This window comes from Polaromonas sp. UBA4122, from assembly GCA_002381615.1.
Lineage (GTDB): Bacteria > Pseudomonadota > Gammaproteobacteria > Burkholderiales > Burkholderiaceae_C > Polaromonas.
Genome location: DFWY01000166.1, coordinates 1 through 25,626, shown reverse-complemented (window position 1 = coordinate 25,626; position 25,626 = coordinate 1). Strand labels below are relative to the sequence as shown.

Annotated in this window: 23 protein-coding genes; 10 read left to right on the top strand and 13 right to left on the bottom strand. The window is 61.2% G+C overall.

The features are described 5' to 3' along the window. Positions 1–393: 393 nt before the first annotated feature. Positions 394–1,065, top strand: coding sequence for a TetR/AcrR family transcriptional regulator (locus B3F77_RS19955; protein ID WP_293606640.1), 672 nt, complete (start codon positions 394–396; stop codon positions 1,063–1,065). A 59-nt stretch (positions 1,066–1,124) separates the two neighbouring features. After that, the gene (locus B3F77_RS19950) at positions 1,125–1,898 is read left to right on the top strand and encodes a hypothetical protein (RefSeq protein WP_293606639.1); all 774 of its coding nucleotides are present in this window, start codon (positions 1,125–1,127) and stop codon (positions 1,896–1,898) included. Positions 1,899–2,296: 398 nt separating this feature from the next. On the opposite strand, the gene B3F77_RS19945 is transcribed toward B3F77_RS19950, so the two are convergent. The 4 genes from B3F77_RS19945 to B3F77_RS19930 form a co-directional block, all read right to left on the bottom strand. Next, positions 2,297–3,013 (bottom strand): HAD family hydrolase, encoded by a 717-nt coding sequence (locus B3F77_RS19945; protein ID WP_293606638.1) that lies wholly within the window; start codon positions 3,011–3,013, stop codon positions 2,297–2,299. Positions 3,014–3,099: 86 nt separating this feature from the next. Continuing rightward, positions 3,100–4,650, bottom strand: a complete 1,551-nt coding sequence (locus B3F77_RS19940) for an ArnT family glycosyltransferase (protein ID WP_293606637.1) — start codon at positions 4,648–4,650, stop codon at positions 3,100–3,102. Positions 4,651–4,681: 31 nt separating this feature from the next. Further along, positions 4,682–5,656, bottom strand: a complete 975-nt coding sequence (locus tag B3F77_RS19935; protein WP_293606636.1) for a lysylphosphatidylglycerol synthase transmembrane domain-containing protein — start codon at positions 5,654–5,656, stop codon at positions 4,682–4,684. Next, the gene (locus B3F77_RS19930) at positions 5,653–6,528 is read right to left on the bottom strand and encodes a decaprenyl-phosphate phosphoribosyltransferase (RefSeq protein ID WP_293606635.1); all 876 of its coding nucleotides are present in this window, start codon (positions 6,526–6,528) and stop codon (positions 5,653–5,655) included. Before B3F77_RS19930 ends, B3F77_RS19935 begins: the two co-directional genes overlap by 4 nt. Before the next feature lie 95 nt (positions 6,529–6,623). On the opposite strand from B3F77_RS19930, the gene argE reads away from it, so the two are divergent. After that, entirely contained in the window at positions 6,624–7,820 is a 1,197-nt protein-coding gene (gene argE / locus B3F77_RS19925; RefSeq protein ID WP_293606634.1) for an acetylornithine deacetylase, read from the top strand. 53 nt (positions 7,821–7,873) lie between these two features. Here argE and B3F77_RS19920 read toward each other — a convergent pair whose 3' ends face one another. Further along, complete coding sequence (locus tag B3F77_RS19920) at positions 7,874–9,022, bottom strand: ABC transporter substrate-binding protein (RefSeq protein ID WP_293606633.1); 1,149 nt, start codon at positions 9,020–9,022, stop codon at positions 7,874–7,876. Positions 9,023–9,397: 375 nt separating this feature from the next. Here B3F77_RS19920 and B3F77_RS19915 point away from each other — a divergent pair, with 375 nt between their 5' ends. Genes B3F77_RS19915 through B3F77_RS19900 form a run of 4 tightly spaced genes read left to right on the top strand, consistent with a single transcriptional unit; the run spans position 9,398 to position 14,210 of the window. After that, a complete protein-coding gene (locus B3F77_RS19915) occupies positions 9,398–11,527 on the top strand; it encodes a molybdopterin-containing oxidoreductase family protein (protein WP_293606642.1) in 2,130 nt (709 codons plus the stop codon). Between the two features lie 35 nt (positions 11,528–11,562). After that, a complete protein-coding gene (locus B3F77_RS19910) occupies positions 11,563–12,624 on the top strand; it encodes an aminopeptidase (RefSeq protein ID WP_293606641.1) in 1,062 nt (353 codons plus the stop codon). Next, the gene (locus B3F77_RS19905; RefSeq protein ID WP_293606632.1) at positions 12,617–12,970 is read left to right on the top strand and encodes a polyhydroxyalkanoic acid system family protein; all 354 of its coding nucleotides are present in this window, start codon (positions 12,617–12,619) and stop codon (positions 12,968–12,970) included. The genes B3F77_RS19910 and B3F77_RS19905 overlap by 8 nt, the downstream gene beginning before the upstream one ends. Positions 12,971–12,974: 4 nt before the next feature. Then, the gene (locus B3F77_RS19900; RefSeq protein WP_293606631.1) at positions 12,975–14,210 is read left to right on the top strand and encodes a CaiB/BaiF CoA transferase family protein; all 1,236 of its coding nucleotides are present in this window, start codon (positions 12,975–12,977) and stop codon (positions 14,208–14,210) included. 83 nt (positions 14,211–14,293) lie between these two features. Here B3F77_RS19900 and B3F77_RS19895 read toward each other — a convergent pair whose 3' ends face one another. The 3 genes from B3F77_RS19895 to B3F77_RS19885 form a co-directional block, all read right to left on the bottom strand. Further along, positions 14,294–14,548, bottom strand: coding sequence for an acyl-CoA-binding protein (locus B3F77_RS19895; RefSeq protein ID WP_293606630.1), 255 nt, complete (start codon positions 14,546–14,548; stop codon positions 14,294–14,296). 25 nt (positions 14,549–14,573) lie between these two features. Then, entirely contained in the window at positions 14,574–15,341 is a 768-nt protein-coding gene (locus tag B3F77_RS19890; protein ID WP_293606629.1) for a type III pantothenate kinase, read from the bottom strand. A gap of 139 nt (positions 15,342–15,480) precedes the next feature. After that, positions 15,481–16,149 carry a helix-turn-helix transcriptional regulator gene (locus tag B3F77_RS19885; protein ID WP_293606628.1) on the bottom strand — a complete coding sequence of 223 codons (669 nt, stop codon included), beginning with the start codon at positions 16,147–16,149 and terminating at the stop codon, positions 15,481–15,483. Between the two features lie 90 nt (positions 16,150–16,239). Between B3F77_RS19885 and B3F77_RS19880 the strand changes: the two genes are divergently transcribed. Then, positions 16,240–17,562, top strand: coding sequence for a sensor histidine kinase (locus B3F77_RS19880; protein WP_293606627.1), 1,323 nt, complete (start codon positions 16,240–16,242; stop codon positions 17,560–17,562). Between the two features lie 193 nt (positions 17,563–17,755). Further along, positions 17,756–18,742, top strand: coding sequence for a response regulator (locus B3F77_RS19875; RefSeq protein ID WP_293606626.1), 987 nt, complete (start codon positions 17,756–17,758; stop codon positions 18,740–18,742). Here the strand turns inward: B3F77_RS19875 and cqsA are convergent. Both cqsA and B3F77_RS19865 read right to left on the bottom strand, forming a co-directional pair. Continuing rightward, a complete protein-coding gene (gene cqsA, locus B3F77_RS19870; protein ID WP_293606625.1) occupies positions 18,739–19,992 on the bottom strand; it encodes an alpha-hydroxyketone-type quorum-sensing autoinducer synthase in 1,254 nt (417 codons plus the stop codon). The genes B3F77_RS19875 and cqsA overlap by 4 nt on opposite strands. 169 nt (positions 19,993–20,161) lie before the next feature. Next, a complete protein-coding gene (locus B3F77_RS19865; RefSeq protein WP_293606624.1) occupies positions 20,162–20,605 on the bottom strand; it encodes a rhodanese-like domain-containing protein in 444 nt (147 codons plus the stop codon). Between the two features lie 214 nt (positions 20,606–20,819). Here B3F77_RS19865 and B3F77_RS19860 point away from each other — a divergent pair, with 214 nt between their 5' ends. Further along, positions 20,820–21,737: a PPK2 family polyphosphate kinase gene (locus B3F77_RS19860; protein WP_293606623.1), complete on the top strand. Its 918-nt coding sequence runs from the start codon at positions 20,820–20,822 to the stop codon at positions 21,735–21,737. A gap of 189 nt (positions 21,738–21,926) precedes the next feature. Here the strand turns inward: B3F77_RS19860 and B3F77_RS19855 are convergent, their stop codons facing one another. Genes B3F77_RS19855 through B3F77_RS19845 form a run of 3 tightly spaced genes read right to left on the bottom strand, consistent with a single transcriptional unit; the run spans position 21,927 to position 25,485 of the window. Continuing rightward, positions 21,927–22,649: an ABC transporter ATP-binding protein gene (locus B3F77_RS19855; protein ID WP_293606622.1), complete on the bottom strand. Its 723-nt coding sequence runs from the start codon at positions 22,647–22,649 to the stop codon at positions 21,927–21,929. A gap of 17 nt (positions 22,650–22,666) precedes the next feature. Continuing rightward, positions 22,667–24,607 (bottom strand): ABC transporter permease subunit, encoded by a 1,941-nt coding sequence (locus B3F77_RS19850; RefSeq protein ID WP_293606621.1) that lies wholly within the window; start codon positions 24,605–24,607, stop codon positions 22,667–22,669. A gap of 2 nt (positions 24,608–24,609) precedes the next feature. Continuing rightward, entirely contained in the window at positions 24,610–25,485 is an 876-nt protein-coding gene (locus B3F77_RS19845; protein ID WP_293606620.1) for a branched-chain amino acid ABC transporter permease, read from the bottom strand. Between the last annotated feature and the right edge of the window lie 141 nt (positions 25,486–25,626).

The following is a 25,626-nucleotide window of genomic DNA, read 5'->3' as shown; positions in this document are numbered from 1 at the left end:
ACCTCAATAGCGGCGGTGCAAAGCGGTCAGCTTAAACGTGTGCCAGCGAACCCCCGAGGTTTGACCGCCACGATGGTAGTTTATACACACGAACTCGGTCTGTGAGCCAATGGATGACTCGCAGTTCAATAATAGCAAATTGGCAGGAATTCTTCTGTAGTGCAGGCGTACTACACGTCATTAAAAAGATGTCCTAATCCTACTGATTTTAGGTTGATGTGTGCGCTTCGTACAGAAAGATCAAAATGGACGTAAACATTATTTACGGATAAGTTCTTAGTAATCCCGCTGTGCCTGGCGTGCGCCCTCGTGCCGAATCGTAATGAGATTCCCTAGTTCCGCGCCCGGCGGCGCTGGGTTAGAGTAGAGAAGAACACTACGAGGGAGACAACGATGGCGAAAAAAGCGCCGCGCCGCACTGCAGAGCGAATTCTGGAGGTCACGCTGGACCTGTTCAACCGCTTTGGCGAGCCCAATGTCTCGACCACGCTGATCTCGGCCGAACTCGGCATCAGCCCCGGCAACCTCTACTACCACTACCCGGCCAAAGACGAGCTGATCAATTCGCTGTTTGACCGCTACGAAAAAGCCTTGAGCGAGCTGCTCAATGCCAGCGATGGCGTGCGCAACGTCGAAGACGCCTGGTTTTTCATGCACACACTGTTTGAACTGATCTGGCAATACCGCTTTTTGTACCGTGACCTCAACGACCTGCTGAGCAAAAACCGCCGCCTGGAAACCCATTTCCAGTGGGTGCTCAAGAACAAGACGCGCGCCGTCAAAACCCTGCTGGACGGCATGAGCCGCGCCGGTGTCGTGACGATTGATTCGCGCGAAGTGGAAGCCACAGCCACCAGCATGGTGGTGGTGCTGACCTACTGGCTGAGCTTTGAATACGTGCGCGACCCGCGCAACGCGCTGGAACCCGGCAACGCACAGGCCGCGCTGTTGCGGGGCGCTCACCATGTGCTGAATTTGCTGATTCCTTATCTTGAACCAGGCCAGCGCGCACATTTGCAGGCCCTGGTGGACGCCTACAGCAACCCGGCGAACAATGCGGCCTGACCCGACTGTCCCAGCCCGCTAAACCACCATACCAACAAGCTTTATCAAGGAGACAACACATGGCCGAATGGACTGCTTTTCCGCACGCCGGCGACTATGCATTTGATGCTGCCAGCCTGAAAAAAAGCTGGGCCCGCCTGCACCAGGGTGACTGCGAACCCCTGCCCAAAGAGGACGCCGTGCTGCTGGCCTGGGTGCTGTGTCACAACGGTGAGTTCCAGAAGGCGGCGGAGGCTGGCATCCGGGCCGGTGGCGACGGCATCACGGTGGCCAACAAGGCCACCAGCATGTATGCCAACTACCTGGAAGCCAAAGAAAAAGCCAAGCTGGAGCTGTTCATGGAAGTCGCCGCGCGCGCCGAGGCGCAGCAGGCGCTTGACCCCGAGAACGCCAACGCCTGGTACTGGCAGGCCTACGCGCTCGGACGCTACTGTCAGGGCATCAGCGTGGCCAAGGCGCTGGCGCAGGGCTTGGGAAGCAAGGTAAAAAATGCGCTGGAGCAGACCATCAGGCTGTCCCCCAGGCACGCCGACGCGCACCTTGCACTGGCGGCTTTCCATGCCGAGGTGATCGACAAGGTGGGCACGCTGATTGGCGGCATGACCTATGGCGCCAAAAAGGACATGGGCCTGGCGCTTTACAAGGAGGCGTTGAAGCTGAACCCCGGCTCCGCGATTGCCATGATGGAGTATGCCAACGGCCTGGTCATGCTGGAAGGCGACAAAAAAATGCTGGAAGCGACCCAGCTCTATGAGCAGGCGGCAGCCAGCAAACCGATGGATGCCATGGAGCGGCTGGATGTGGAAATGGCCATGGTCGAGCTGAAGGAATGAGTTGTTCGGAACGGCATCAATATTTACTATGCTTTTCATAGCTGATTGCGCCCGTCCTTATTGGGCTAAAGCCTATTTAAGCAATAGGTTCGTAACTACTCAGCTCACGCTGCGCCCTGAGTTCCGTAGCTGTCGGCCTGCGTCCCTGCGGGCTAACGCAACCCTTGAAGTCCTGAGCAGTTTTAATTGGCGATTGAAAATGGCTGAAGCCCAATAAATACGGGTGGAAGCTGCTATTTAATTAGTAGCTATTTGGCTTTACGTGCTTGGGCTGGCCGGGCTACCCCCGGCCAGCCCAACCAGGCAAAGTCAAATCGCTACCAAATAAGTGACGGCCTCCGCCCGTGGCCATTACTCCGACCTACCCGGTTGCATCCGCTGCAGTCGGTGATTCGCACTCACTCTTTCCACGGCTTGCCCCGGTACCAGGCGTGCTGGGCCAGGCGCAGCATGGGCTTGTCGCCAGCCGTGTCGCCATAGGCATGGAGCGTCATGGTATTTACTGCCTCGGCACCAAAGCGCTCCGTCATCCAGGCGTTGAGGCGCAACGCTTTTTGCTCGCCGTAACAGTTGGGCGTGCGCATGCGCCCCGTCAGGCGGCCGCCCTCCGCGCCCTGCTCCACTTCCATCTCGGTGCAAATCAGGCCGTCAAAGCCCAGTTGCCGGGCCACGCCTGGCAGGTAGATGTCGGGCGAGGCGCTGACAATGACGCAGCAATGCCCGGCCTGCTGGTGGTAGGCCAGCCGGGCCAGGGCCCAGTCCTGCAGCTGTCCGGAGAAATCCTGCGCCAGCCAGCGCGTGGTCCAGTTTTCCATCTCGGAGCTAGCTCGACCACTGAGCGTCGCCCGCATCAGCCGTGCCTTGGCCACGTCATTGCGCACGAGGTGCAGCGCGTAGCCCGCCAGCCATGGCGAACACCTCAGAACGGCGAGCAGAAACCGCGGCAAACCCAAGCCGCGCGCCAGAAACGGCGTGAAGGTGTCGCGCTGGGTCAGCGTGCCGTCGAAGTCGAAGGCGGCTACTTCGACAGGTGGGGTCAGGAGCCTGTCGGACTTTGGAATCGTCGGCTGCAAATCGACCGCAGCGGTCCATTTTTCACCGTCTTTTTGACCCATAGCGGGTCTATCGGCCTGCAAATCCAGCAAAAACTGTCCTCGCTGGGGCCGATTTTCGCTATCGACGCCCAAAGTCAGACAGGCTCCTAGCGTGGGCATCGCACTTGCCCGCAATAGCGTTCACAGAACGGGCAGCCCGTCATCGGCAGCCAGGATGGTATGTTGTAAAAAAGCTTGAAGGCGGTGCCGAGCACGCCTTCGCGGTAAGCCTCGTAGTTGAACCCCGTTCCCTCCATGGCGTAAAACGGCACGCCATCCTGCATGAAGCTGAGCACGGCTACCTTCTCAAAATAAGGCTGGAAGTCTTCCAGCCTGGGCCTCTCGGCAAGGATGACGCGCAGGGTTTTACCCTGGTACAGCGAGAAGTCCACCAGCATGTCGTCTTGCCGGGCGTGAAACTTGCCAACACCAAACACCGGCATGTACTGGCGCTGTTCAAAGCCGAAAATCGACGCGGGAGTGTACGCCTCGCCCATCAGCACCACACCGGGGGCGCTAACCTGCTTGAGCATTTCGGCGGTTTTGTAGCTGCGGATGATTTGCGGATAGAGCTTGGTGTTCTTCCAGTTGTCCAGCGTGGTCATGTAAAGACCCGCCACCACCAGCACATGCAGGCCTGCGAACACGGCCATCCCTTTGGCGCAGGTCTTGAGTTTGTCGGCCGGCAAGGCAAATGCCAGAAAAGCAAAGCCGAACGGGTAAAACGACAGCACCCAATGCAGGCCGATCACCTTTTTGGCCGATAGCAGCGCAAAAAACAGCAGCGGGACCACCACCAGGCAGGCCAGCAGGCGCTGGGCCTGGGCGGCTGCCATCAACGCCTTGCGGTACTTCACGGCCAGCCATAGCGCAGCGGGCGTGATGAGGTAGGCTATCGTGACAATATAGAGCAGCGGCTTGCGCCACTCAAACAACTCCGCCTCGTTGCGGTTGTACAGGTTGAACATGATGTTCGACCAGCCGTGCGACATGTTGTAGGCGATGTTGATGGCCGGGCCCGGCAGGGCGCACAGCACCAGCAGCGCCAGGGCCGCCAGCCGCTGCCGGCGGTAGAGCACAAAGTAGACGAGGTAGGCGAAGCCCAGCACCACCGAGAAATATTTGGATAAAAACGCACAGCCCAGAAACAGCCCGGACAGGGCATAAAGGCCATAGGCCGCCCGGTCGAGTTGCTCGCGGCGCTCGGCGCGCAGCAAGGCGGCCACCGACAGGGCCGACCAGAAAATCAGCGGCGTGTCGGTGGTGATCAGCATGTTGAGCCAGTTCAGCGGCGCCAGCCAGAAAAACAGCACAGCCCAGGCCGCGCGCACCCGGTCCACCGGCTTGAATGCCCACCAGAGCGCAGCCCCCAGCGCCAGCGGCAGCAGCACCACCGGCAGGCGAATCGACCAGATGCTGTCGCCCAGCGTGGCGCGCATTAGGGCAATCAGCCAGCCGACCATGGGCGGATGGTCGGAGTAGCCCCAGTCGGGATAGACGCCCCACCAGTAGAAGAAGGCCTCGTCGCCGCTGATGGGAAAGGTCACGGCGATCCAGAACCTCAGCAGCAGCGAACCCAGTCCGACGGCCAGCAGCCAGCGGCTCAGGGTTGCGGGGAAATTTTCGGGGGAATGGGCGGAGTCGGGATTCTGGGGCATGGCGGGAAGAGGGAACGACGGTCGGCAAGTTCTACCGGAAACTGATTTCTTTGCGAATGGCCGCACTATAAAGCAAGGCTAGCACCCCGATGGCGACCGCCAACCACAGGGTGAGCAAGCGAGTCAGCACGGTGATGGTCAAGGCCTGGCCGGGCGTCGCACTCTGCGCCACCAGCAAGCCGGTCAGCACGACTTCGGTGCCGCCCAGACCGGCGGGCAAGGCAGACAGCGCGCCGGCCACCATGGCCACGGCGTAAAAACCCGTCGCCGTCAACAGCTCCAGAGGCACATCCATGTCCCGGCAGATCAGCCAGACAGCCATCCCCTGCGCAGCCCAGGCGGCCAGCGTCAAGGCAAACCAGACCAGCGGGCGCACGGCCAGACAATGCCAGGCATCTTGCAGCCAGGTAAACCGTTGGAGCAGCGCATGCCGGTACCTGATAATTACACCCAGCACTAGCGCTGCCACCAGCAGCGCGGCCGCCACCAGCCCGAGCAGCCATGGGGGCGCAGCCTGCACGGCGCCGTGCCCAAGCGCCCACCACCATACGGCCGGCAGGCACAGCAGCAGCAAGCACAGCAGATCGGCCAGCCGCTCGGCGCCAAAAATCGCCAGGCTTTGCACGGCGCCCAAGGGCTTGCGGGCCAACATCAGGCCGCGCACGGCCTCTCCGACATTGCCGGGCGTGGGCGTGAACGCATAGCCTGCCAGATACAGGCGCAGACCTTGCAGCCAGCCAAAATGACGCCCATAGTGCACCATCCAGAGCCGCCAGCGCACACCACGCAGCAGGTAATTGAGTAGGCACAAAGCGCCCGCCTGCAGGCCTGTCCATGACCATAGCCGGGCCAGCGATGCGCGGGGGCTGTCGCCCCAGATCAGCAGCGCAGCCGCATAGGCCGTGGCCACCACGCCCAGCACCAGCAGCAGTTGTTTGACCGGAAGTTTGACCGGCGGCTTGACCGGCAAAGGGCCTGCCGCCTGCGATCCGGTATCGGGTGTCACAGCCAGCGACTCAAAAAGATCGCCAGCCACAGCGCGCCGGCCGCCAGAATCCACGGGTCCCGCAGCAGGTCGCGCACCACGTCTTCACCGCGGCCACGATGCACCTGGTAGGTGTAGCGCAGCATGCCAAAAATAACGACAGGCACGGTGTAGAGCAGGCGCTCGCCGTGCTGCAGCTGCGCCTCGGGGCTGGTGGCAAACAGGCTGTAGGTGGTCAGCGTGGCGGTCATGGTCACGGCCATGAAGGTGTCGAGCAACGCGGCGGGGTAGTGCGCCAGCACGGCGCGCTGGCTGGCCTGCTGGTGAAAAGTTTCGGCCTTGCGTTTGGAAAACCCGAGAAACAGCGCCATGAACATGCCGGTAAGCAGCAACCAGCGCGAGGGCGGAATCCCGACGGCCACGGTGCCCGCCAGCAGCCTGAGCATGAAGCCCGAGGCAATGATGGACACATCAACCACCGGCACCTGCTTGAGCCGCCATGAATACGCCAGGTTGAGCACAACATACAGCCCCAGCAGCACCAGCAGGGTGCGGTTGCCTGCGGCCAGCAGCAGGCCGGCAGCCAACAGCATGCCCACCAGCACCAGGGCCATGGGCACCGATACCGCTCCCGAGGCCAGCGGCCGGTGGCGTTTGGCAGGATGCAGGACATCGCTGGCGCGGTCGTGCCAGTCGTTGATGATGTAGACCATGCTCGAGAAGCAGCAAAACGCGGCAAAGGCATGGAGCACATGCAGCGCCAGCGGCCCCTCTTGCCAGGCCTGGCTGAACACCAGGCCGGCAAACACAAAGGCATTTTTAAGCCACTGGTGCGGCCGCATCAACTGGATCAGCCGGATCAACGCAAGCAGGGATGGGGGCAAGGAAGACATCAAGTAAAAGAGAATGCATCCGGTTTGGAAGCAAGGTTGAAGCATAACTGACTGGGTGGGCTTGCGACATTCCCGAACAGGGCCAAAATACGGCCATGGCTTCAGTATCCCCCTCTTCCCTCGCCGCCTTGGCTACGGTTTCCCCACGCGCCCTGCAACTGATCCAGACGCTGGTTCAGATGAACACGGTCAGCCACAACTCCAATCTGGCACTGATTCATTTTGTGCAGGACGAGCTTCAACGCTTGGGCGTAGCCAGCCGCATCACCAGCAACACCGACAAAACCAAGGCCAACCTGTTTGCCACCTTGGGCGAAGGCAAAGCGGCCGGCATCATTTTGTCGGGCCATACCGACACCGTGCCGTGGGACGGGCAGGACTGGACACTGGACCCGCTGTCGGCCACGATCCGGGACGGCAAGCTGTATGGCCGCGGCAGTTGTGACATGAAAGGGTTTATCGGCATGGCGCTGGCCCACGCCGGTGATTTCCTGAACAGCGCCGCGCCCTTTGCGGTGCACCTGGCCCTGAGCTACGACGAAGAAGTCGGCTGCTTGGGCGTCAAGGAGCTGATTGCCGACATGAAAGATGCCGGCATTGCACCGCTGGCCTGCATCGTGGGCGAGCCCACCAGCATGGTGCCGGCCACGGCGCACAAAGGGGTGTACCGCTACAAGTGCTGCGTGCGCGGCAAGGAAGCGCATTCGTCGCTCACCCCGCAATCGGTCAATGCGATCGAGATGGCAGCGCGCGTCATCGGCAAGTTGCGCGACATGGCCGAAGGCTTTGAAGCCAGCGAGCCCCGCTACGAGGGGTTTGACGTACCCTTCAGCACGGCCAGCGTGGGCCAGTTCCACGGCGGCATTGCCGATAACGTGGTGCCGCGCGACGCCGAATTCCGCTACGAATTCCGCAACCTGCCCACCGCCGATGCCATTTCAATGCAAAAAGAGGTGCTAGCCTTTGCAGCACGGGCGCAACCAGCTATGCAAAAGATAGCACCCGAGGCCGGCTTCAACTTTGAAACGATTTGCGAAGTGCCCGCCTTCCTGGGCTCGGCCCATGATGCCGTGACCCGGCTGGCCCAACGCCTGGCAGGCGAAGACCGCACCACGCTGGTCGCGTTTGGCACCGAAGCCGGTTTATTCAAAAGCGCGGGCATCCCCACCGTGGTGTGCGGCCCGGGCAGCATCACCCAGGCGCACCAGCCCGATGAATTTGTGAGCCTGGACCAACTGGCACGTTGCCAAGCCTTCATGCGCGGGCTGGTTGCGACCAAAACTATCGCCTGATCGGGTCAGACGTTTTTTGCGGTCAACCCGCTATGGCCGATCGTTACGGCAGATCAGGTGCGTATGCGACCATCGCCGGTCAGCATGGACAGCTCCACGAAGTGCGAGGCCACATGGTCGCTCGGCGAGAACGACACGAGAAAGCCGCCCAGCGACTGGCTGCCGATGCTCTCAAGGCCGGTAATCAGCGACTCGCGGTTCGCCTTGGCACCGGCCCGCCGCAGTCCCTCCACAAACAGCTTGGCCGCCACATAGCCTTCCATGCTGGAGAAGTTGGCTTGGGCATCCTTGCCGGCGGCTTTGACAGCTTCCACAAATTCGCGCGCAATCGGCCGTGCCGCGTTGTAAGGGGACGGCATGACTTGCGAAACCACTACGCCCGCCCCTTCTTTGCCGAGCTCGTCGGCCAGCGCTTGTGTACCGACAAAAGACACGTTGTAGTAAGTACCGCCATAACCGGATTTTTTGGCTTCACGAATGAAAGCGGCGCAGGATTTGTAGGCGCTGATCTGGATAACGGCGTCGGGCCCTGCGGCCACCAGCGTCTTGACGGCATTGGCCACGTCCACGGAATTGCGCTCCACCGTGGCTTGCGCCACGGGCTTCAGGCCAAGGCCGGTGAGGGCCAGCGTCACGCCATCAAGTCCGGCCTTGCCGTAGGCGTCATTTTGGTAAAACACCGCGATTTTTTTCAACCCCAGGTTGGTCAGCTGCTTGACGATGAGCGCGGTTTCATCGTTGTACGACGCCCGGACATGGAAGGCGTATTTGTTGAACGGGTCACGCAGCGCCATGGCCCCGGTGAAGGGTGCGATAAAGGGTACTTTTGCCTTGATCGCCTGAGGCAAAGCCACCACACTGGTCGGCGTGCCAATGTAACCAAACAACGCGAAAACGTCGTCTGCAATCAGCTTGCGGGTGTTTTCGGCGCAACGGTCGGGCTCATAGCCATCATCCAGATTACGGATCTCGATCAAGCGCTTTCCCACGCCGCCTTGGGCGTTGACCTGATCAAAATAAACTTTCGCGCCTTTGTAAAACTGGATACCCAACTGCGCGGCAGGGCCGGTAAACGCGGCCGACTGACCCAGGATGATTTTTCCTTCAGACTGGGCGCGGGCAATATTGAAACCGGCCAGCATGGCTGCACCGGTGGTGATGGAGAATTTTCTGCGGTTAAGAATCATGGTCATATTTTTCATAACATAATTTACAGGAGCTTAAAGCGGCAACGTAACAAACGAAACATGAGCCCCCTTGCCGGCGCTACTTTAGTCGTAATCCCTCAAAATTTCGGGGGGGCATACCCCTATAAGCCATCGGTTATTTGCCAGCTTCAGGCCTTGGCACCTCTCGTCCGCGCGCCTGGCGTTCAAGTCACTCAGGCTGAGCTCGACCCGTCAGGAGCCCTTGGGGTGCCCGCCAAAATCAACCCGGAACCTTCCCAGGCTCAGCCCCTGCAGTGTGTCCAGCACCTTGCCCAGCGTGGCCCGAGCGGGCGGTGCACACCCTCGCGCCGATTTACAAGGAGGCTCCGGGCTTGCCTTTCGATATAAAGTTGCACCATGAGCACCACTATGAGCATCTTCTCTGCCGCCGACACCGCGAAACCCGCCTCCCAGCCCGTGCAGGTGCGCGGCGCCTGCCCGCATGACTGCCCCGACACCTGCGCCCTGCTGACCACGGTGGAGGGCGGCGTAGCCACCAGGGTGCAGGGCAACCCCGACCACCCGCAGACGGGCGGCGTGCTGTGCAACAAGGTATCACGTTACACCGAGCGCGCCTACCATCCAGAACGCCTGCTGCAGCCGCTCAGGCGCTGTGGGCCCAAGGGTTCCGGCCAGTTTGAGCCGGTGAGCTGGGCCACCGCGCTGAGCAACATTGCGGCGCGCCTGAAAGCGATTGCGGCGCGCAATCCCGAGGCTATCCTTCCCTACAGCTATGCAGGCACCATGGGCCAGGTTCAGGGCGAAAGCATGGCCGGGCGCTTTTTCAACCGGCTGGGCGCCTCCTTGCTGGACCGCACCATCTGCTCGACGGCGGGAGGCGAAGGCTTGACGCACACGCTGGGCGGCAAGGTCGGCATGCGGGTGGAGTTTTTTGCGGAATCCAGACTCATCATCATCTGGGGCAGCAATTCAATTGGCAGCAACCTGCACTTCTGGCGCTATGCGCAGCAGGCCAAACGCGATGGTGCCAAACTCGTGTGCATTGACCCGCGCAAGAGCGAAACCGCCGAGAAATGCCACGAGCACATTGCGCTGCTGCCGGGCACCGATGCCGCGCTGGCCTTGGCGCTGATGCACGAGCTGATTACCCATGACTGGCTGGACCACGACTACATCGCCCGCCATACGCTGGGATGGCGGGCGTTGCGCGAACGGGCATTGCAATGGGGCCCTGAACGCGCCGCCAGCCTCTGCGGTGTGCCGGTGGAGCAGATCAAATCGTTGGCCCGCGACTATGGCCAGTGTCTGGTCGACCAGCAGCCTGCGGCGATTCGCCTGAACTACGGCATGCAGCGCGTGCGGGGTGGCGGCAACGCCGTCCGCGCCGTGGCCTGCCTGCCTGCGCTGATTGGCGCCTGGCGGCACCGCGCCGGCGGCGTGCTGCTCAGCAGTTCGGGCCTGTTTCCGGTGGACAAGGCTGCGCTGCAGCGGCCCGAGCTGCTGGCAGGACGCACGCCGCGCACGATCAACATGGTCACCATCGGCGACGACCTGCTGGCCGATAGCTCGCAGGAGTTCGGCCCAAAAATAGAAGCGCTGATTGTGTACAACAGCAACCCGGTGGCAGTCGCCCCTGAATCGGGCAAGGTGGTGCAGGGCTTTGCCCGCGAAGACTTATTTTCCGTGGTGCTGGAGCACTTCCAGACCGATACCGCCGACTACGCCGATTTCATTTTGCCCGCCACCACGCAACTGGAGCACTGGGATGTGCACAGCGCCTACGGCCACACCGACGCCCTGCTCAACCGCCCGGCCATCGCGCCGCTGGGGCAGGCTAAACCCAATACCCAGATATTTCGGGACCTGGCGGCCCACATGGGTTTCACCGATGCCTGCTTTGCCGACAGCGACGAGACGCTGTGCCGTGCGGTCTATGGCGACAAAATCGACTTCACCGAGTTGCTGGACAAAGGCTTTGCCACCCTGAAGTTGCCCGATGCACCGTTTGCCGACGGCAACTTCCCCACACCGTCAGGACGCTGCGAATTTTTCAGCGAACGGCTGGCAGCGCAGGGCCTGGACGGGCTGCCCAACCATGTGCCCAACTACGAAACGCCGGGCTCCTCGAAAGAGTTTCCGCTGGCCATGATCTCGCCGCCCGCCCGCAACTTTTTGAACTCCAGCTTTGTCAACGTGAAAAGCCTGCGCGACATCGAGGGCGAACCGCTGCTGGAAATGCATGCACTAGATGCCGCGGCGCGCGGCATCACGTCTGGGGCCATCGTCAAGGTGTTCAACCAGCGCGGCGACTACCTGGTCAAAGCAGAAATCTCCCCGCGCGCCCGGCCCGGCGTGGTCAATGGCCTGGGCATCTGGTGGCGCAAGCTGGGCCTGGACGGCACCAACGTGAACCAGCTCACCAGCCAGCACCTGACCGACCTGGGCCGCGGTCCGGTGTTTTACGACTGCCTGGTGGATGTGCAGTTGATCGCGCTGCAGCCAGCGCCACAGACGGTGAGAAACGGGCTATTACGGTGACAGCGACACGACTGAGGGCGGCGCTGATCGCGGGGATGGCAGCCCTGTGCCTCTCGGGCTGCACCACGCTGGGCTACTACTGGCAATCAGTCAGTGGTCACCTGCACATGCTCAATGCAGCCCGCCCGGTCGCGGACTGGCTGGGCGATCCGCAAACACCGGCACAACTCAAGACGCGACTGGCGCTCAGTCAGCGCATCCGCAGCTTTGCCGTGACCGAATTGAAGCTGCCCGACAACCCCAGCTACCACCGCTACGCCGATTTGCACCGCAGCGCGGTGGTCTGGAATGAAGTGGCGGCGCCCGAGTTTTCGCTGACGCTCAAGACCTGGTGTTTTCCGGTGGCTGGCTGCGTCGGCTACCGCGGCTATTTCAGCGAGGCCGAAGCCCGTCTGGAGGCCGAACAACTCAAGACCCAGGGGTTTGAAACCAGCGTGTATGGCGTGCCAGCCTACTCCACCCTGGGCTGGATGAACTGGGCCGGTGGCGACCCGCTGCTCAACACCTTCATCGCCTACCCGGAAGGTGAGCTGGCCCGCCTTATTTTTCACGAACTGGCGCATCAGGTGGTGTACGCCCAGGACGACACCTCGTTCAACGAGTCGTTCGCCACGGCGGTCGAGCGGCTGGGCAGCCGCCGCTGGCTGGACAGCCAGGCCAGTGACGGCGCCCGAAAAGACTACGCGGTGTTTGACGGCCGGCGCCAGCAGTTCCGGGCGCTGGCGCTGGCCACGCGCCGCGAACTTTCCTCCATTTACAAGGAAAATAAGGCTGCAGCCCAAGTAGCACGGGCGCAAGCAGCTAGCAAATTGCTAGCAATGAAGCGTTTTCGCGAGGAATACGCCCAACTCAAAGCCTCCTGGGGCAGCTATTCAGGCTATGACCCGTGGGTGGCTCGGGCCAACAATGCGTCGTTTGGCGCGCTGGCCGCCTACGATGACCTGGTGCCCGGCTTTGAGGCGCTGTTTGTGCGCGAAGGCCGGGACTGGCCGCGGTTTTATGATGCGGTGAAGCGGCTGGCCAGCCTGTCCAGAGACGAGCGGCACAAGGCCCTGAAGACAGAGAACGCAAACACCACGGAAACCCCGAATGGCTGACATCCAGATTCAACGCGAGCACACCCTCGGCTTGGCGGAGGCGCGCAAGATCGCTTTCAAATGGGCCGAACAGGTCGAGGAAAAATTCGACATGAAATGCACCTACGAGGAAGGCCCATCCAGCGACCTGCTCAGCTTCCGCCGATCCGGCGTACACGGCACGCTGACGGTGACCCAGGACAGCTTCGAACTGAACGCCAAGCTCGGCTTCCTGCTGGGGGTATTTAAGGAAAAGATCGAGGGTGAGATCGTCAGGAATCTGGACGCGCTGATTGCGAAAAAAGCTGCGGCTAAAAACCCCGCCGCCAGGACGCCAGCAGCCAAAAAGAAAACAGCGGACCACTAAACCAATGAACAACGCTACGCCCGCAATACCAAGCCCATCAAGCCCATCAGGTCCATCCGGCCCGCTGGTCGGCCTCAAGGTGGTTGAACTGGGTCAGCTGATCGCCGGACCGTTTGCCGCCAAAACGTTGGCGGACTTTGGTGCCGAGGTCATCAAGATTGAAACGCCCGGTGCGGGCGACCCGCTGCGCAAATGGCGGCTGCTCAAGGACGGCACTTCGGTCTGGTGGCAAGTGCAGTCACGCAACAAACGCTCGGTCGCACTCGATTTGCGGCAGCGCGATGCACAGGAGATCGTGCGCACACTGGCGCTGGAGGCCGACGTGTTGATTGAAAACTTCCGGCCCGGCGCCATGGAAGACTGGGGTCTGGGGCCCGACGCGCTGCTGGCACTCAATCCGCGGCTCATCATGCTACGCATCAGCGGTTATGGCCAAACCGGACCTTACCGCGACCGGCCCGGTTTTGGCGTGGTGGCCGAAGCCATGAGCGGCCTGCGCCACCTGACGGGCGAGCCTGGGCGCGTGCCGGTGCGCGTGGGCGTGAGCATGGGCGACACGCTGGCCGCGCTGCATGGCGTCATCGGCATTTTGATGGCGCTGCACCACCGCAACCGCCATGGCGTGGGCCAGGTGATTGACGTGGCCCTGTACGAGGCCGTGTTCAACTGCATGGAAAGCCTGCTGCCCGAATACAGCGCTTTTGGCGCGGTGCGTGGCCCGGCGGGCAGCGCGCTGCCTGGCATTGCGCCCAGCAATGCTTACCGCTGCAAAGACGGCTATGCCCTGATTGCCGGCAACGGCGACAGCATTTTCAGACGGCTGATGCAATGCATTGGCCGAGCGGACCTGGCCAGTGATGCTGGCCTTGCCGACAACACCGGGCGGGTGGCCAGGGTAGCGGAGCTTGATGAAGCGATCGGGCAATGGGCGCAGCGCCTGACGGTGGCCGAGGCGCTGGTGGCACTTGAACAGGCGGAAGTGCCGGCCGGAAAAATCTACACCATCGCCGACATCGCCAGCGACCCGCACTACGCGGCGCGCGGCATGCTGCAAGAGGTGCGCATGGAGGACGGCACGCGCCTGGCCGTGCCGGGCTTTGTGCCCAAGCTGTCGGCCACCCCAGGCAGCCATCGGCGCAACGCGCCCACGCTGGGCCAGGACACCGATGCGGTGCTGCGCGAGGTCGGGCTCACCGACGCGCAAATCAGCGCGTTGCGCCAGCGCGGCGTGGTGGCGTGAGCTGGCGCGCACCGTTAATACTATCAAATAAATAGCTGTTGACGCCCGTATCACAAGGGCTACAGCTATTTTTTTAGAAAATTTCAGCTCAGCTCTGCAATCAGGTCAACGTACTGCTGCATGGCGCCGTCCTGTGACGTGCCCTTGAGGTTGTTCCAGGCGTCCCACTTGGCTCTGGCCACCATGTCGCCGAAGCCGGGCTTTTTCTCGGCGTTGTCGCCCATGCTGCCCTGTTTGTAGAGCGCGTAAATTTTCAGCAAGGTGGCGTTGTCGGGACGCTCGCTGAGATTTTTCGAATCGGCCATGGCTTTATCGAAGGCGGCTTTCAGGTCTGACATAAGAGTGCTCCGTTTTTTAAACTTTTCAAGTTGCATAGCGACGCGATGCGATCTCCAGCAGGCCGTCAAAAATCAGGCTGTCCACCAGCTCGAACTTGACCGACAGGCTGGACGCCACCTTCCAGCCTGCGCCGCCGGTCATGATGCACTCGGGCGTTTCACCGCAATGGCGCGTGATGTTCTCCACCATGCGCTGCACGGCGCCGGCAATGGCAAAGGTTCCGCCACTGGTCAGCGCGTCACTGGTATTGGTGGGGAAATCCCGCACGTCGCCGGTCGGCACATGCAGGCCGGCGGTGCCGGATTCGAGCGCGCGCAGCATGATGCCGTGGCCGGGCAGAATGATGCCGCCCAGGAATTTGCCGGATGCGTCGATGGCGTCAACCGTCACGGCGGTGCCCACCATGACCACCACGCAGGGTTTTCTGATGCCGCGCGCCAGCAACCGGTGGTATGCGCCAATCATGGCCACCCAGCGGTCGGCGCCCAGCCGCGCTGGATGGTCATAGCCGTTGGTCAAGCCCGCCTCCTGCTGGCTCGACACGACCCAGCGCGGCGCCGCGTCCCAGAGTTCCATCTGCTCGGCTACCCGCCGCTTGATGGCATCGCTGGCCACGATACAACCGAGAATCCGCGAGGGCGGGCGCAAGGCGCGCCATTCGCCCTCGCCGAGCTTGTCGATGTTTTCCAAAAACACCACACCCTGGGCCAGCAGTTTGGCCCCAGCCGCCGGCGCGTCATACTGGGCCCATTTCAGGCGGGTGTTACCCACGTCAAGCGCTAGAAAAGTCATTTGGCTGAATTATGAACAGATTAAAGATTTATTGGGGTCAGAGCCCAAATTTTCTCAGCCGAAGGCTGACCCTTCGGGTGCGACGCATGGCGTCGCAGAAAAATTGGTGTCTGACCCCAATAAATCTCACCGCGCGCGTTCAAATCAGGCCGAACCAGCAAGCGCGCTGGATCGCTGCAAGTTTGTTGTCAACCTTGAGTTTGCTCATGGCATTGGACAGGTGGAAGTTCACGGTGCGCTCGCTGCAAAGCAGAACTTCGCCGCTTCCGCGCGCCGTCATGCCCTGAAAAGCCAGGTTCAGGCATTCGAGTTCGCGCGGGCTCAAGGGGTTGCGGGCTTCGGCCAGTGCCCGCTTCAGCAGCGGCCAGATGTTGAGTGCAGACCAGGCCAGCGCCGCCGCCTCACTGCGGTCATGCCACTGGCGCGGGCTGAAAAGATAGCATTCGAAAGCGCGCCCTGCCGTCAGCGGAAACGCGATCCGGACGACGCTTTGGTAGCCGTAGGCCAGCCAGAGCCTGCGCCAGCGCCCCATATTTTCGAAAGCCGACTTGGAAATATCCTGCCAGGCCACGAGGGGCGCATCGGAGTCGCGCCAGGGCGCGCCGAAATCCCGGCTTTCGGCCAGCGCTTGTGCGGCGTCCAGCAGGCGCGGGGGATGCAAGGCCAGGACCAGCCGGTCTTCGTGGCCGGCAAAAGGATCGGGGCCCAGCACCATGAGTGCTTCCACCGAAAATTCGCGCAGGGCACAGAGCCAGTCGCTGATGACTCCGTCCACACTCACACTGTCAAAGTTAGCAGGTACCTGCATTAGCGTGACCGAAAGAGAACAAGCACAATACAGCCAAATGTCAAATGCATCATCAGTCAGGGTTCCGGTTGTGCTGGAGAAATTCATAACGTGAGCCGCGCTAGCTTCAGCGCGTGGCTTGCGCGCCGTCCCTTGCTCCAGTGGCTACGCAAGGAGTTGATACTCGCGCCGCTGGAGCCTATTTTGCATCCATCGCCATGGCGCCTATCGTGGCTGGGTCTGTCTGTTTTTTTGGGTAATGCCCTGTTTGGCTGGATCTGGTCGGCCTGGCTGCCGCAACCCTATGAGAACCTGTCGCTGCGGGTGATGGCCAGCTTGCTGGGCTGCAGCCTGATGTCAGGCCGGATCAACCATGACCCCGGCAGCCCCCTGACGCGCATGCTCTTTGGTCTGGTGTTCTGGCTGGAGTTGCCGGTCTTTTTCAGCTGGATGTACCTAGGCAACAGCGGCAGCGCAGTGTGGCTGGCCACCATGGTTGCGATGGTGCTGATTTACTACCATGTCACCGACTGGCGTCTGGCCACCCTGGGTACGATTATGGGTGCTCTGCTGGCCTGGGCCCTGTTTCAATATTTCGGGCCGGCAAGCCCCCCGGTTCCGGAGAACCAGCGCGCCGTCCATGCAGTGGTGTTTGCCTTTGCGTGGTCGGTTGCACTCATGCTGAATCTGTCGTCGGCCAATCTGCGGCGCGAGCACCTGTCCAGCGCCCTCGCAACGATGGGCATCATGGCGCATGAGCTGCGCACCCCGCTGTCCACGGCCGCGCTGATTGGCGACGCGATCCAGCTGGAAGTGCAGCGCCAACCCGATAACCCCCGCGCACCGCAACTGGACAAGCTGGCATTGCGTCTGCACACGCTGGTGCGCAACATGAATCACCAGATTGACATGCAAATCGCCAATGCCAAACTGCTGCAGCTGCCGCGCTACACCGAGCTGGTTTCCGCTGCCAAGCTGGTCAGTGAGGTGGTGGCGGCCTATCCCTACCCCTCGAGCCGCCAGCGGGAGTGCGTGAAGGTGCTGGTCCACCATGACTTCAACTTCCGCTCTTCCACCACCCAGTTTTCCCAGGTACTGGACAACCTGATGAAGAATGCGCTGCACTCGTTGATGGCGGCGGACTCCAGATACCCCCATGGTGCGCTGCGCATCGAAGTAGGCCTGCTGCAGGAGCGCGGCCGAATCGTCGTGGCGGACGATGGCATGGGGATTGAAGCGGCGTTGCTGCCGCAGATTTTCAAACCTTTTTTCTCCAGTAGCCATGGCACCGGGCACGGCCTTGGTCTGGCTTTTTGCCAGCAAGTGGTACAAAGTGCCGGCGGCGGCATTCACGTGAAATCAGAATATGCCGTTGGTGCCATTTTCACGATTGAGTTGCCCCTGGTACGGCAACTCAGAAATAAAGAAGCATGAAAACGTGTCTTTTCCTGCCTGGCGTTGTTGTTCGTCGTTGTCATAGCTACGGCTATGCCGCCTCCTCTCGCCTGGCCAGACAAGAAAATTCATCATTTCCATTTTGTTCCTCTATTTCTGAGTCGCAGTACTAGCCGGGCTGATAGCCGTCACAAACGGCTGATTTTTGACAACCTTGATGGATCCGACCACCATGTCTTTTTCACTCTACCGCCGCCCGGGGGGCGTGGTTTTTCTCGACGACGATAGGGACTACCTTGAGATGCTGGCCGAAGTCATGCCGCTTGACTGGTATGTGCGCCTGTTCCTGCGCCCAGTGGCCTGCATCGACCTGCTCCTGCAGGAGCTCCCACGCTGGGAGGCAGACGCCTGGGCGCAGCAGGAAATCATCAACCGCTGGCGCGAAGGGACCTCCCTGATTCCGCAAATCCTCCAGTACTGGCGCGAAGACGGCACAACGCGCTTTGCGCTCACCCGTGTCTGTGTGGTGGACTACTCCATGCCGGCCATGAGCGGCCTGCGGGTGTTGAGCGAATTGACGGAGTGGTCGGGTTCGCGCATTTTGCTCACCGGCCGTGCCGACGAGCAACTCGCCGTATCGGCCTTCAACCGCGGCCTGATTGATCAGTTCATACCCAAGCAGTCCCCCGAGATTCGCCTGCGCCTGACCGACGCCATCCAGAGCCTGCGTTATCTTCCGGACGCGCGCCATCAACAGATCTGGCGCGCCACCTTGTCACGCGAGCAGCACGCGCTGCTGAGCGACTCGGCCATTGCTCAGGCGCTGGAAAACCTGACACTCAGACAGGGCTGGATAGAGCATGTCGTCATAGGCGCCCCCTTCGGCGTGCTCGCGCTTGACCACAAGGGTGGCGTGAGCTGGCTCCAGCTCGAACCCGCCGAAAACCTGCAGGAGCTGGCTGAAATGGCCGAATCCCAGGGCTGGGATGCGTCCACGGTTCAGGATATTCGCGCCGGAAAGAGACTCCTTGATCTGGAACTGCAATTGGCGCTGGGCGCCAGGCAACAAGCCCAGCCACGCCAGGCATTCGCCATGGCCGACGAGCCGGCACGCCTGTACGCGGCCCTTTTCGCGGTCCATGACGACTTCAGCCCAGGCTTCATGAGCAGCTACGAGCGCTTCATGGCGACCTGTGGCGAAAGGCTGCTGCCAGACTAATCCGCAGACCGAGCAGCGCGGGCGCGCCGCGCAATCGGCCAGTCCCAGGGTTTGACGAGGGGAGCGATCTCGCGGGCCACCGCTTCCACATGGTCCAGTTCAGAATCCATCAGGCCTGCATTCAGCGTGAGCCGCATCATGGCGCGCTTGCTGCTGGTGGCCGGCGCGCAAAACATGGCCGAAAACACGTTGCGCTCCTCCAGCCGGTCACGCAACACCATAGTGTCAGACTCGGTGCCGACCTCCAGCGCAATGATCTGCTGACTACCTTGGTGGATCGGATAGCCCAACTCGCTCAGGCTGGCACGCAGGCGCCGGGTATGCGCATGCAACCGTGTCCGAGCGTCGTCGCTTTGGCTAACAACTTCCAGCGTGGCGGTCAGCCCGGCAATTTCGTGTGGCAGCAGGCTGGAGCTGAAAATGTTGGGGAAACTCGAACACAGAATGTAGTAGCGCATGTGTGCCGGGGCCGTGAAGAAGCCGGCGCGCCCCGCAAAGGCCTTGGCCAGGCTGGCGGTGATGAAGTGCACACGCTCGGTCAGACCGAGTTCGGCGCACAGCCCCGCGCCTTTCGGGCCGTGGGTTCCCAACGAATGCGATTCATCGACCAGCATCATGCAGCCGTGCTGCTCGGCCACTTCAACAATTTCCACCAGCGGGCAGAGTGCGCCTGTGGTGCTGTAAACCGAATCCACCACCACAATGCCTGGTCCGTTTTTGGCGATCACGCGCGCGAGGTGCGCCGGGTCGTTATGCCGGAACGCATAGGCCGGCGCTCGCGCCGCATGGGCACCCTCCCAAAGAGACGCATGGGCGAGCGCATCCAGATAAACCGGCGTTTGCGCATCGGCAATGGCCTGCAGCAGCCCGACGTTGGCCGCATAGCCTGACTGGCAGATGAAGCCATCGTCCTTGCCCACCCAGGTCGCCAGCGCCATCTCGAGCGCTCGGGTCGGATGCTGGTTGAGATGGAAGACACCGGACTGGACCACAAACTCCTGCTCCTTGCGCAAGGCATCCACCTGCGCCTGGACAATGTGCGGGTGCCCCGTCACGCTGAGGTAGTCGTTACCGTCCAGCCGGATGGCGTCAGAGCCTGGCGGTTTGCCATGCAGCATGAATTTTCCGCCCCATTGCTGATCCCAACGCGGCGTGAAATCACGTGCGATGCGCTGGCTGAGCTGCGGTCCGAGGGGGGGATTGCGAAAGGTCTTGGCGGCGGGCGAGAGTTTGCGTTCGAGTACTTGCATAAGGTTGTTCCGTTCATAAAAAAACAACCCTATTGAAAACTTTCTCACAGATTTATACCTCTGCACCCCTGTCAGAAATAACAGGACTCAGGAGTCATGCCTCCCTCAATACCGGTTATCGGAGCCGAGTACTGGAACTTTCACATTCGTGTGATTTGCACCCTCGGCCTTATCCCTGTCGCCAAGGCAGGCCATGAAATCGCCAGCCCCCACTGTGGCCGCGCTGGTCCTGCTCATCTGCATCTCCTTCAAAGCCCTGCAGAATGTTGTAGGCCTCGATGCCCAATTCGGTGGCCCGCTTGGCCGCCGCGGCCGAACGCAGGCCACTGCGGCACAGCAGCACTGCTTTCTTGCCGGCCGGCACAGCGGCTTTCAGGCCTTCGTCAAAACCGGGGTTCATTGCCATGCCAGGCCACTGCTTCCAGGCCAGCGCGACGGCGCCCGGCACATGACCCACCCATTCACGCTCGGCGTCGCAACGCACATCCACCAGTACCGCCTTGCCCGACTGCACCCATTGAAAGGCAAGCTGTACGGTAACGTCACCGGCGTAGCCTGACGCGGGCTGTATCTGAAGCAAAGGGGAGGCATCCGATGAGGCAACGGTTTTCATGTCAAGACCTGTCGTGTTTCAAGTTGAATCATGCCTCTCACCCTAGCGCGTGGATGGGGCAGCAATGGGTTGAGGCGCCAGGGCCGAAAATCGAGTGTATTCTCTCGCCACCCACCGCAGGCATGGCAGGGCGATATCCGCAAATAGGTGCGGCGCAAACGCCCAGCGACAGGCAGAATCCAGGGGAACCTCGATCCACTAACGGAGCCCCCTGATGTCCTCGAACCATGTTGACGCCCCTCCTTCGCCAGACGCGCCCCCTAGCAAGGCCGACCTCAAGTCGCTGGCAAAAATTATCGCTCGGTGGCAGCCGCCCCAAACAAGCGCCACCCCCGGCGATGACGGTAAAAAGAGCAAAGGCTGCAAGCTGGCTGACTTCGATCCTTCGGACAAGCCTTTTTCCAGCGGGGACAAAGAGCGCGACAGGGCGGAGGTCGAAGCCCTGGCCACGGAGCTCGATGAGCTGCAAAACCTGTTTTACGCAGACAAACGCTACAAACTGCTGGTGATCTTGCAGGGCACCGACACCGCCGGCAAGGATGGCACGCTACGCGGCGTATTCAGCCACATCAGCCCTCTGGGGGTGCGCACGGTGGGCTGGAAAGCCCCGATCGAAGACGAGCGCGCACACGACTTCCTGTGGCGCATTCACCAGGTGGTGCCCGGCGCGGGCGATCTGATGATTTTCAACCGCAGCCATTATGAAGATGTGCTGGTGCCGACCGTCAGTGGCTGGATCACGCCGGCCCAAACGGAGCAGCGCTATCAACACATCAACGACTTTGAGCGCATGCTCAGCGAGACCGGCACCGTGATCCTGAAGTTCATGCTGCACATCAGCCTGGACGAGCAAGGCGAGCGGCTACAAGCCCGGCTGGATGACCCAACCAAACGCTGGAAATTCAGCATGGGCGATCTGGAGGTGCGCAAACAGTGGCCGCAGTACCAGAATGCTTATGAAGCCCTGCTCAACGCCACCAGCACACCCTGGGCGCCCTGGACTGTGGTGCCCGCCAACTCCAAGACCCACCGCGACCTGATGATTGCCAAGATAGTGCACAGCACGCTGCAGCAGCTCGATTTGCATTACCCGCCGGGAGACCCTGCGCTCAAGGGCGTCAAGGTCACCTGACGGGCAGACAGTCGCAGCAGGGAAGCCTTAGGGCCCGTTTGGAGATAAGTTGTGCATTTGGCCGTCGGATTCGGGATGCTATGTTAGGCGCGAAGCGTGCCGTGTGGCTATGCCACACAAGCGATTCGCAACAACGCAGCACGCCGGAAGCCGGCGAGTCAAATGTGCAAGTTATTCCTGAACGGGCCCTTAGTGCCCGCCGCCCAGGTACGCCGCTTTCACAGCCGGGTCGTCGCGCAGGCTAGCCGCCTCGCCGTGCACCGAGATGCGGCCGTTTTCCAGCACATAGCCATAGTCAGCCACCTTCAGGGCCGCAGCGGCAAACTGCTCGACCAGCAGCATGGTGACGCCACGCGCCTTCAGGTCGGAAATGATCCGGAAAACCTCTTCGACCAGGATGGGCGCCAAACCCATCGACGGCTCGTCCAGCAGGACGATTTCGGGGTTCAGCATGACTGCGCGGGCCATGGCCAGCATCTGCTGCTCACCGCCAGAGAGCGTGCCAGCCAGCTGGGTACGGCGCTCCTTGAGACGCGGGAACAGCTCCATGGCGCGCTCCAGGTCACCCTCGACATCGCCCTTTGGGCGGCTGCCCGTCAAGCGCGGGAAAGCGCCCAGCAGCAGGTTGTCGGTCACTGTCATGGTGGCAAACACGCGCCGACCTTCGGGCGAATGAGCCAGGCCCTGCTTGGCAATGGTGTAGGACTCCAGGCCATCCACACGCTTGCCGTGCAGGGTGATTTCGCCGGCTGTGGGCTTGATCATCCCGGACACGGCGCGCATGGTGGTTGTTTTACCGGCGCCGTTGGAGCCAATCAGCGTCACCACCTTGCCTTTGGGCACCTCCATCGAAATACCATGCAAGACCCGTACCTTGCCGTAACCGGCCTCTAAATTTTTGATACTCAACATCGTGAATTCCTCTTTCCTTAAGCAGCCGAGCCACCGAGATAAGCCTCAATCACTTTTTCATCGGCCTGCACGTCGGCGGGCTTGCCTTCGGCAATCTTCTGGCCAAAGTCCAGCACGGAAACCGAGTCGCAGATGCTCATCACCACATCCATGTGGTGCTCGATCAGGATGACCGTGATGCCATGGTCGCGGACCTTGCGGATGATGGCCACCAGCTCCCTGATGTCGGGCGCCGTCAGCCCGGCAGCGGGCTCGTCAAGCAGCAGCAATTGCGGATCGAGTGCCAGCGCGCGCGCGATTTCCAGCAGGCGCTGCTTGCCGTAGGGCAGGTTGCGCGCCTCTTCGGTGGCCAGATCGCCCAGCCCCACAAAGCGAAGCAAACCCAGGCCGCGCTCGGTGGCCGCCTTTTCTTCGCGCTTGTAGCGGGGCGTGTTTAGCGCCACGTCGACGATGTTGCTGTCAAAGGTGTGGTGCAAGCCCACCAGTACGTTTTGCAGCGCGGTCATTTCACCGAACAGCTGCACGTTCTGGAAAGTGCGTGCAATGCCCGAAAGCGCAATGTCCGACGATGTGCGGCCCACCACCGACCGTCCCGCAAAATCAATACTGCCTGCGGTCGGCACATAAATGCCGGTCAATACATTCATCATGGTGCTCTTGCCGGAACCATTGGGACCGATCAGGCCGTGAATAGTGCCGCGCCTGACCCGCAGGTCGACCTGGTTGATGGCCTTGAGGCCGCCAAATTGCATCAGCACGCCCTGTGCGACCAGCAGATCACTGCCTGCCTCGCTGGCACCGGCGCTGGCCGCCACCATAACCGCGTCCTTGCCGGCGTCGGCCGACGCCATGTCCCCGGCATCCAGACCCACCACCTTGCGCGCATGGAACAGGCTGCGGACAAAGCCCACAATTCCATCCTGCAGGTAATACACGACGAAGAGAATCATCAGGCCGAAAATACTCAGTCGCCAGTCGGTGATCGAGTCCAGCCAGAACGAAAAACCAGCCAGCGCAATCGTGCCAACCACCGGAATCGCCATGACCTTGGGGGTGGTGATCTTTTTGATCACACCCACCACCGCACCCACGGTGATCAGCGTTGCCAGCCCCGAAGCCACGATGCGGAACATGCCCAGATCGTCCAGGAGGCTGGGCAAAATCACGATGATGGCCGCGCCCAGCAAAGCGCCGGAGCGGGTCTTGCGTCCGCCCATGATGACCGCCAGCAAAAACAGTACCGTCAACTCGAAGTTGTAGGTGTTGGGCGAGATGTACTGTTCTGAATAGCCATAGAGGCAGCCGGCCAGCCCTGCAAAGCCTGCGCTGATGACAAACGCATAGACCTTATAGCGGTAAACCGATACGCCCATGCAGTCTGACGCCACGGGACTGCCACGCAAGGCCTCAAATGCGCGACCAAGTTGCGAACGCAGAATGCGGTGTACCACCACCAGCGCGACCACCATAAGCGCGAACACCAGCCAATAGAAGCCGCGTTCATTCAGCTGGTAACTGCCGATGAATGGCTTGGGAAGCTTGATGCCAAGCGGGCCTTCGGTCAGAAAGGTCATCTCATTGATCAGTATCTGGATGATGGTGCCGAAAGCCAGCGTCACCATGGCCAGATAAGGCCCGGTCACGCGCAGCGCCGGCAAGGCCAGCACGGCGCCAAAGCCTGCGGTCACGCCGATACTGGCCGGCACGATCACCCACAGCGGCGCGCCCAGCTTCATGAACAGCACACCAGCCGTGTAGGAACCGACACCAAACAGGCCGGCGTGACCAAGCGATACCTGGCCGGTGTAACCGACCACGATGTCCAGGCCGAACAGCAGGATCGCATAGATCATGATGGTGCCGACCATGTGGATGTAATAGGAGTTGCTGGTAAATAACGGTACAGCGCCCAACAAGGCCAGGCCAATCACCGCTGCAATAAGGGTCTTGCGGTTCATCTTCAAACTTTCTTGATCGCGTTTTTACCAAACAGGCCTGCGGGCTTGAAGGCCAGCACCAGCAGCAGCAGGACCAGCCCGGGAACGTCCTTGTAGCCGGTGGAAATGTAAAAACCGGTGGCTGTCTCGGCCACGCCCAGGATGATGCCGCCCACAATAATGCCCATGCCACTGGTCAGGCCGCCAATGATGGCAACCGCAAAAGCCTTGAGCCCGAGCACCGCGCCCATGGTGGCGCCCGTCATTGTCAGCGGCGCAATCAGCACGCCCGCAAACGCTGCCGTGGCCGAAGACAGCGCATAAGAAAACGTAATGACCAGGCCGGTGTTGATGCCCATCAGCTTGGCGGCATCACGGTCATTGAAAGTGGCCACCACAGCCTTGCCGTAAATGGTCTTGCGGTTGAAAAACTCCACGGCGAGCATCATCAGGACGGCGCCGACCACCACCAGGATTTCCATGGGCAGCACATTGGCGCCAAATATCTTGAGGGGGGACTCGGGCAGAGGCGAAGGAAACTTCAGGTCGTCCCGCCCCCAGACATTCTCAGCCACGTTTTTGAAAATGATGCCCAGCGCAATGGTCGACATGATCCAGCCGAACTCGCTCTTGATCTTGATCGCGGGGCGCACGCCGATACGCTCGACCAGGCCACCCTGCAACAGGCCAAACACAATGACCAGCGGAATCATCAGCCAGTAATTCACGCCCAGATTAACCAGCGTCAAGCCGACCATGGCGCCCAACATGAGCGCATCGCCCTGGCCGAAATTGAGGGTGTCCGAGGTCTGAAAGGTCAGCTGGTAGCCGAATGCAATGACCGCGTAGATCATGCCCAGCGCAACACCGCTGTAGACAAGTTGAAGCAGGATTTCCATAAATACAGTTCCACGAAAATATCCGAAGGCGGCCGGCCTGCTTCTCAGCTACAGACAGGCGCCCGGGGGTTCAACGACATAAAAAAGCACCGCGAAGACCATCTCGGCCCGCGCGGTGCCTGTCTCTCAGCGCCGCAGCGC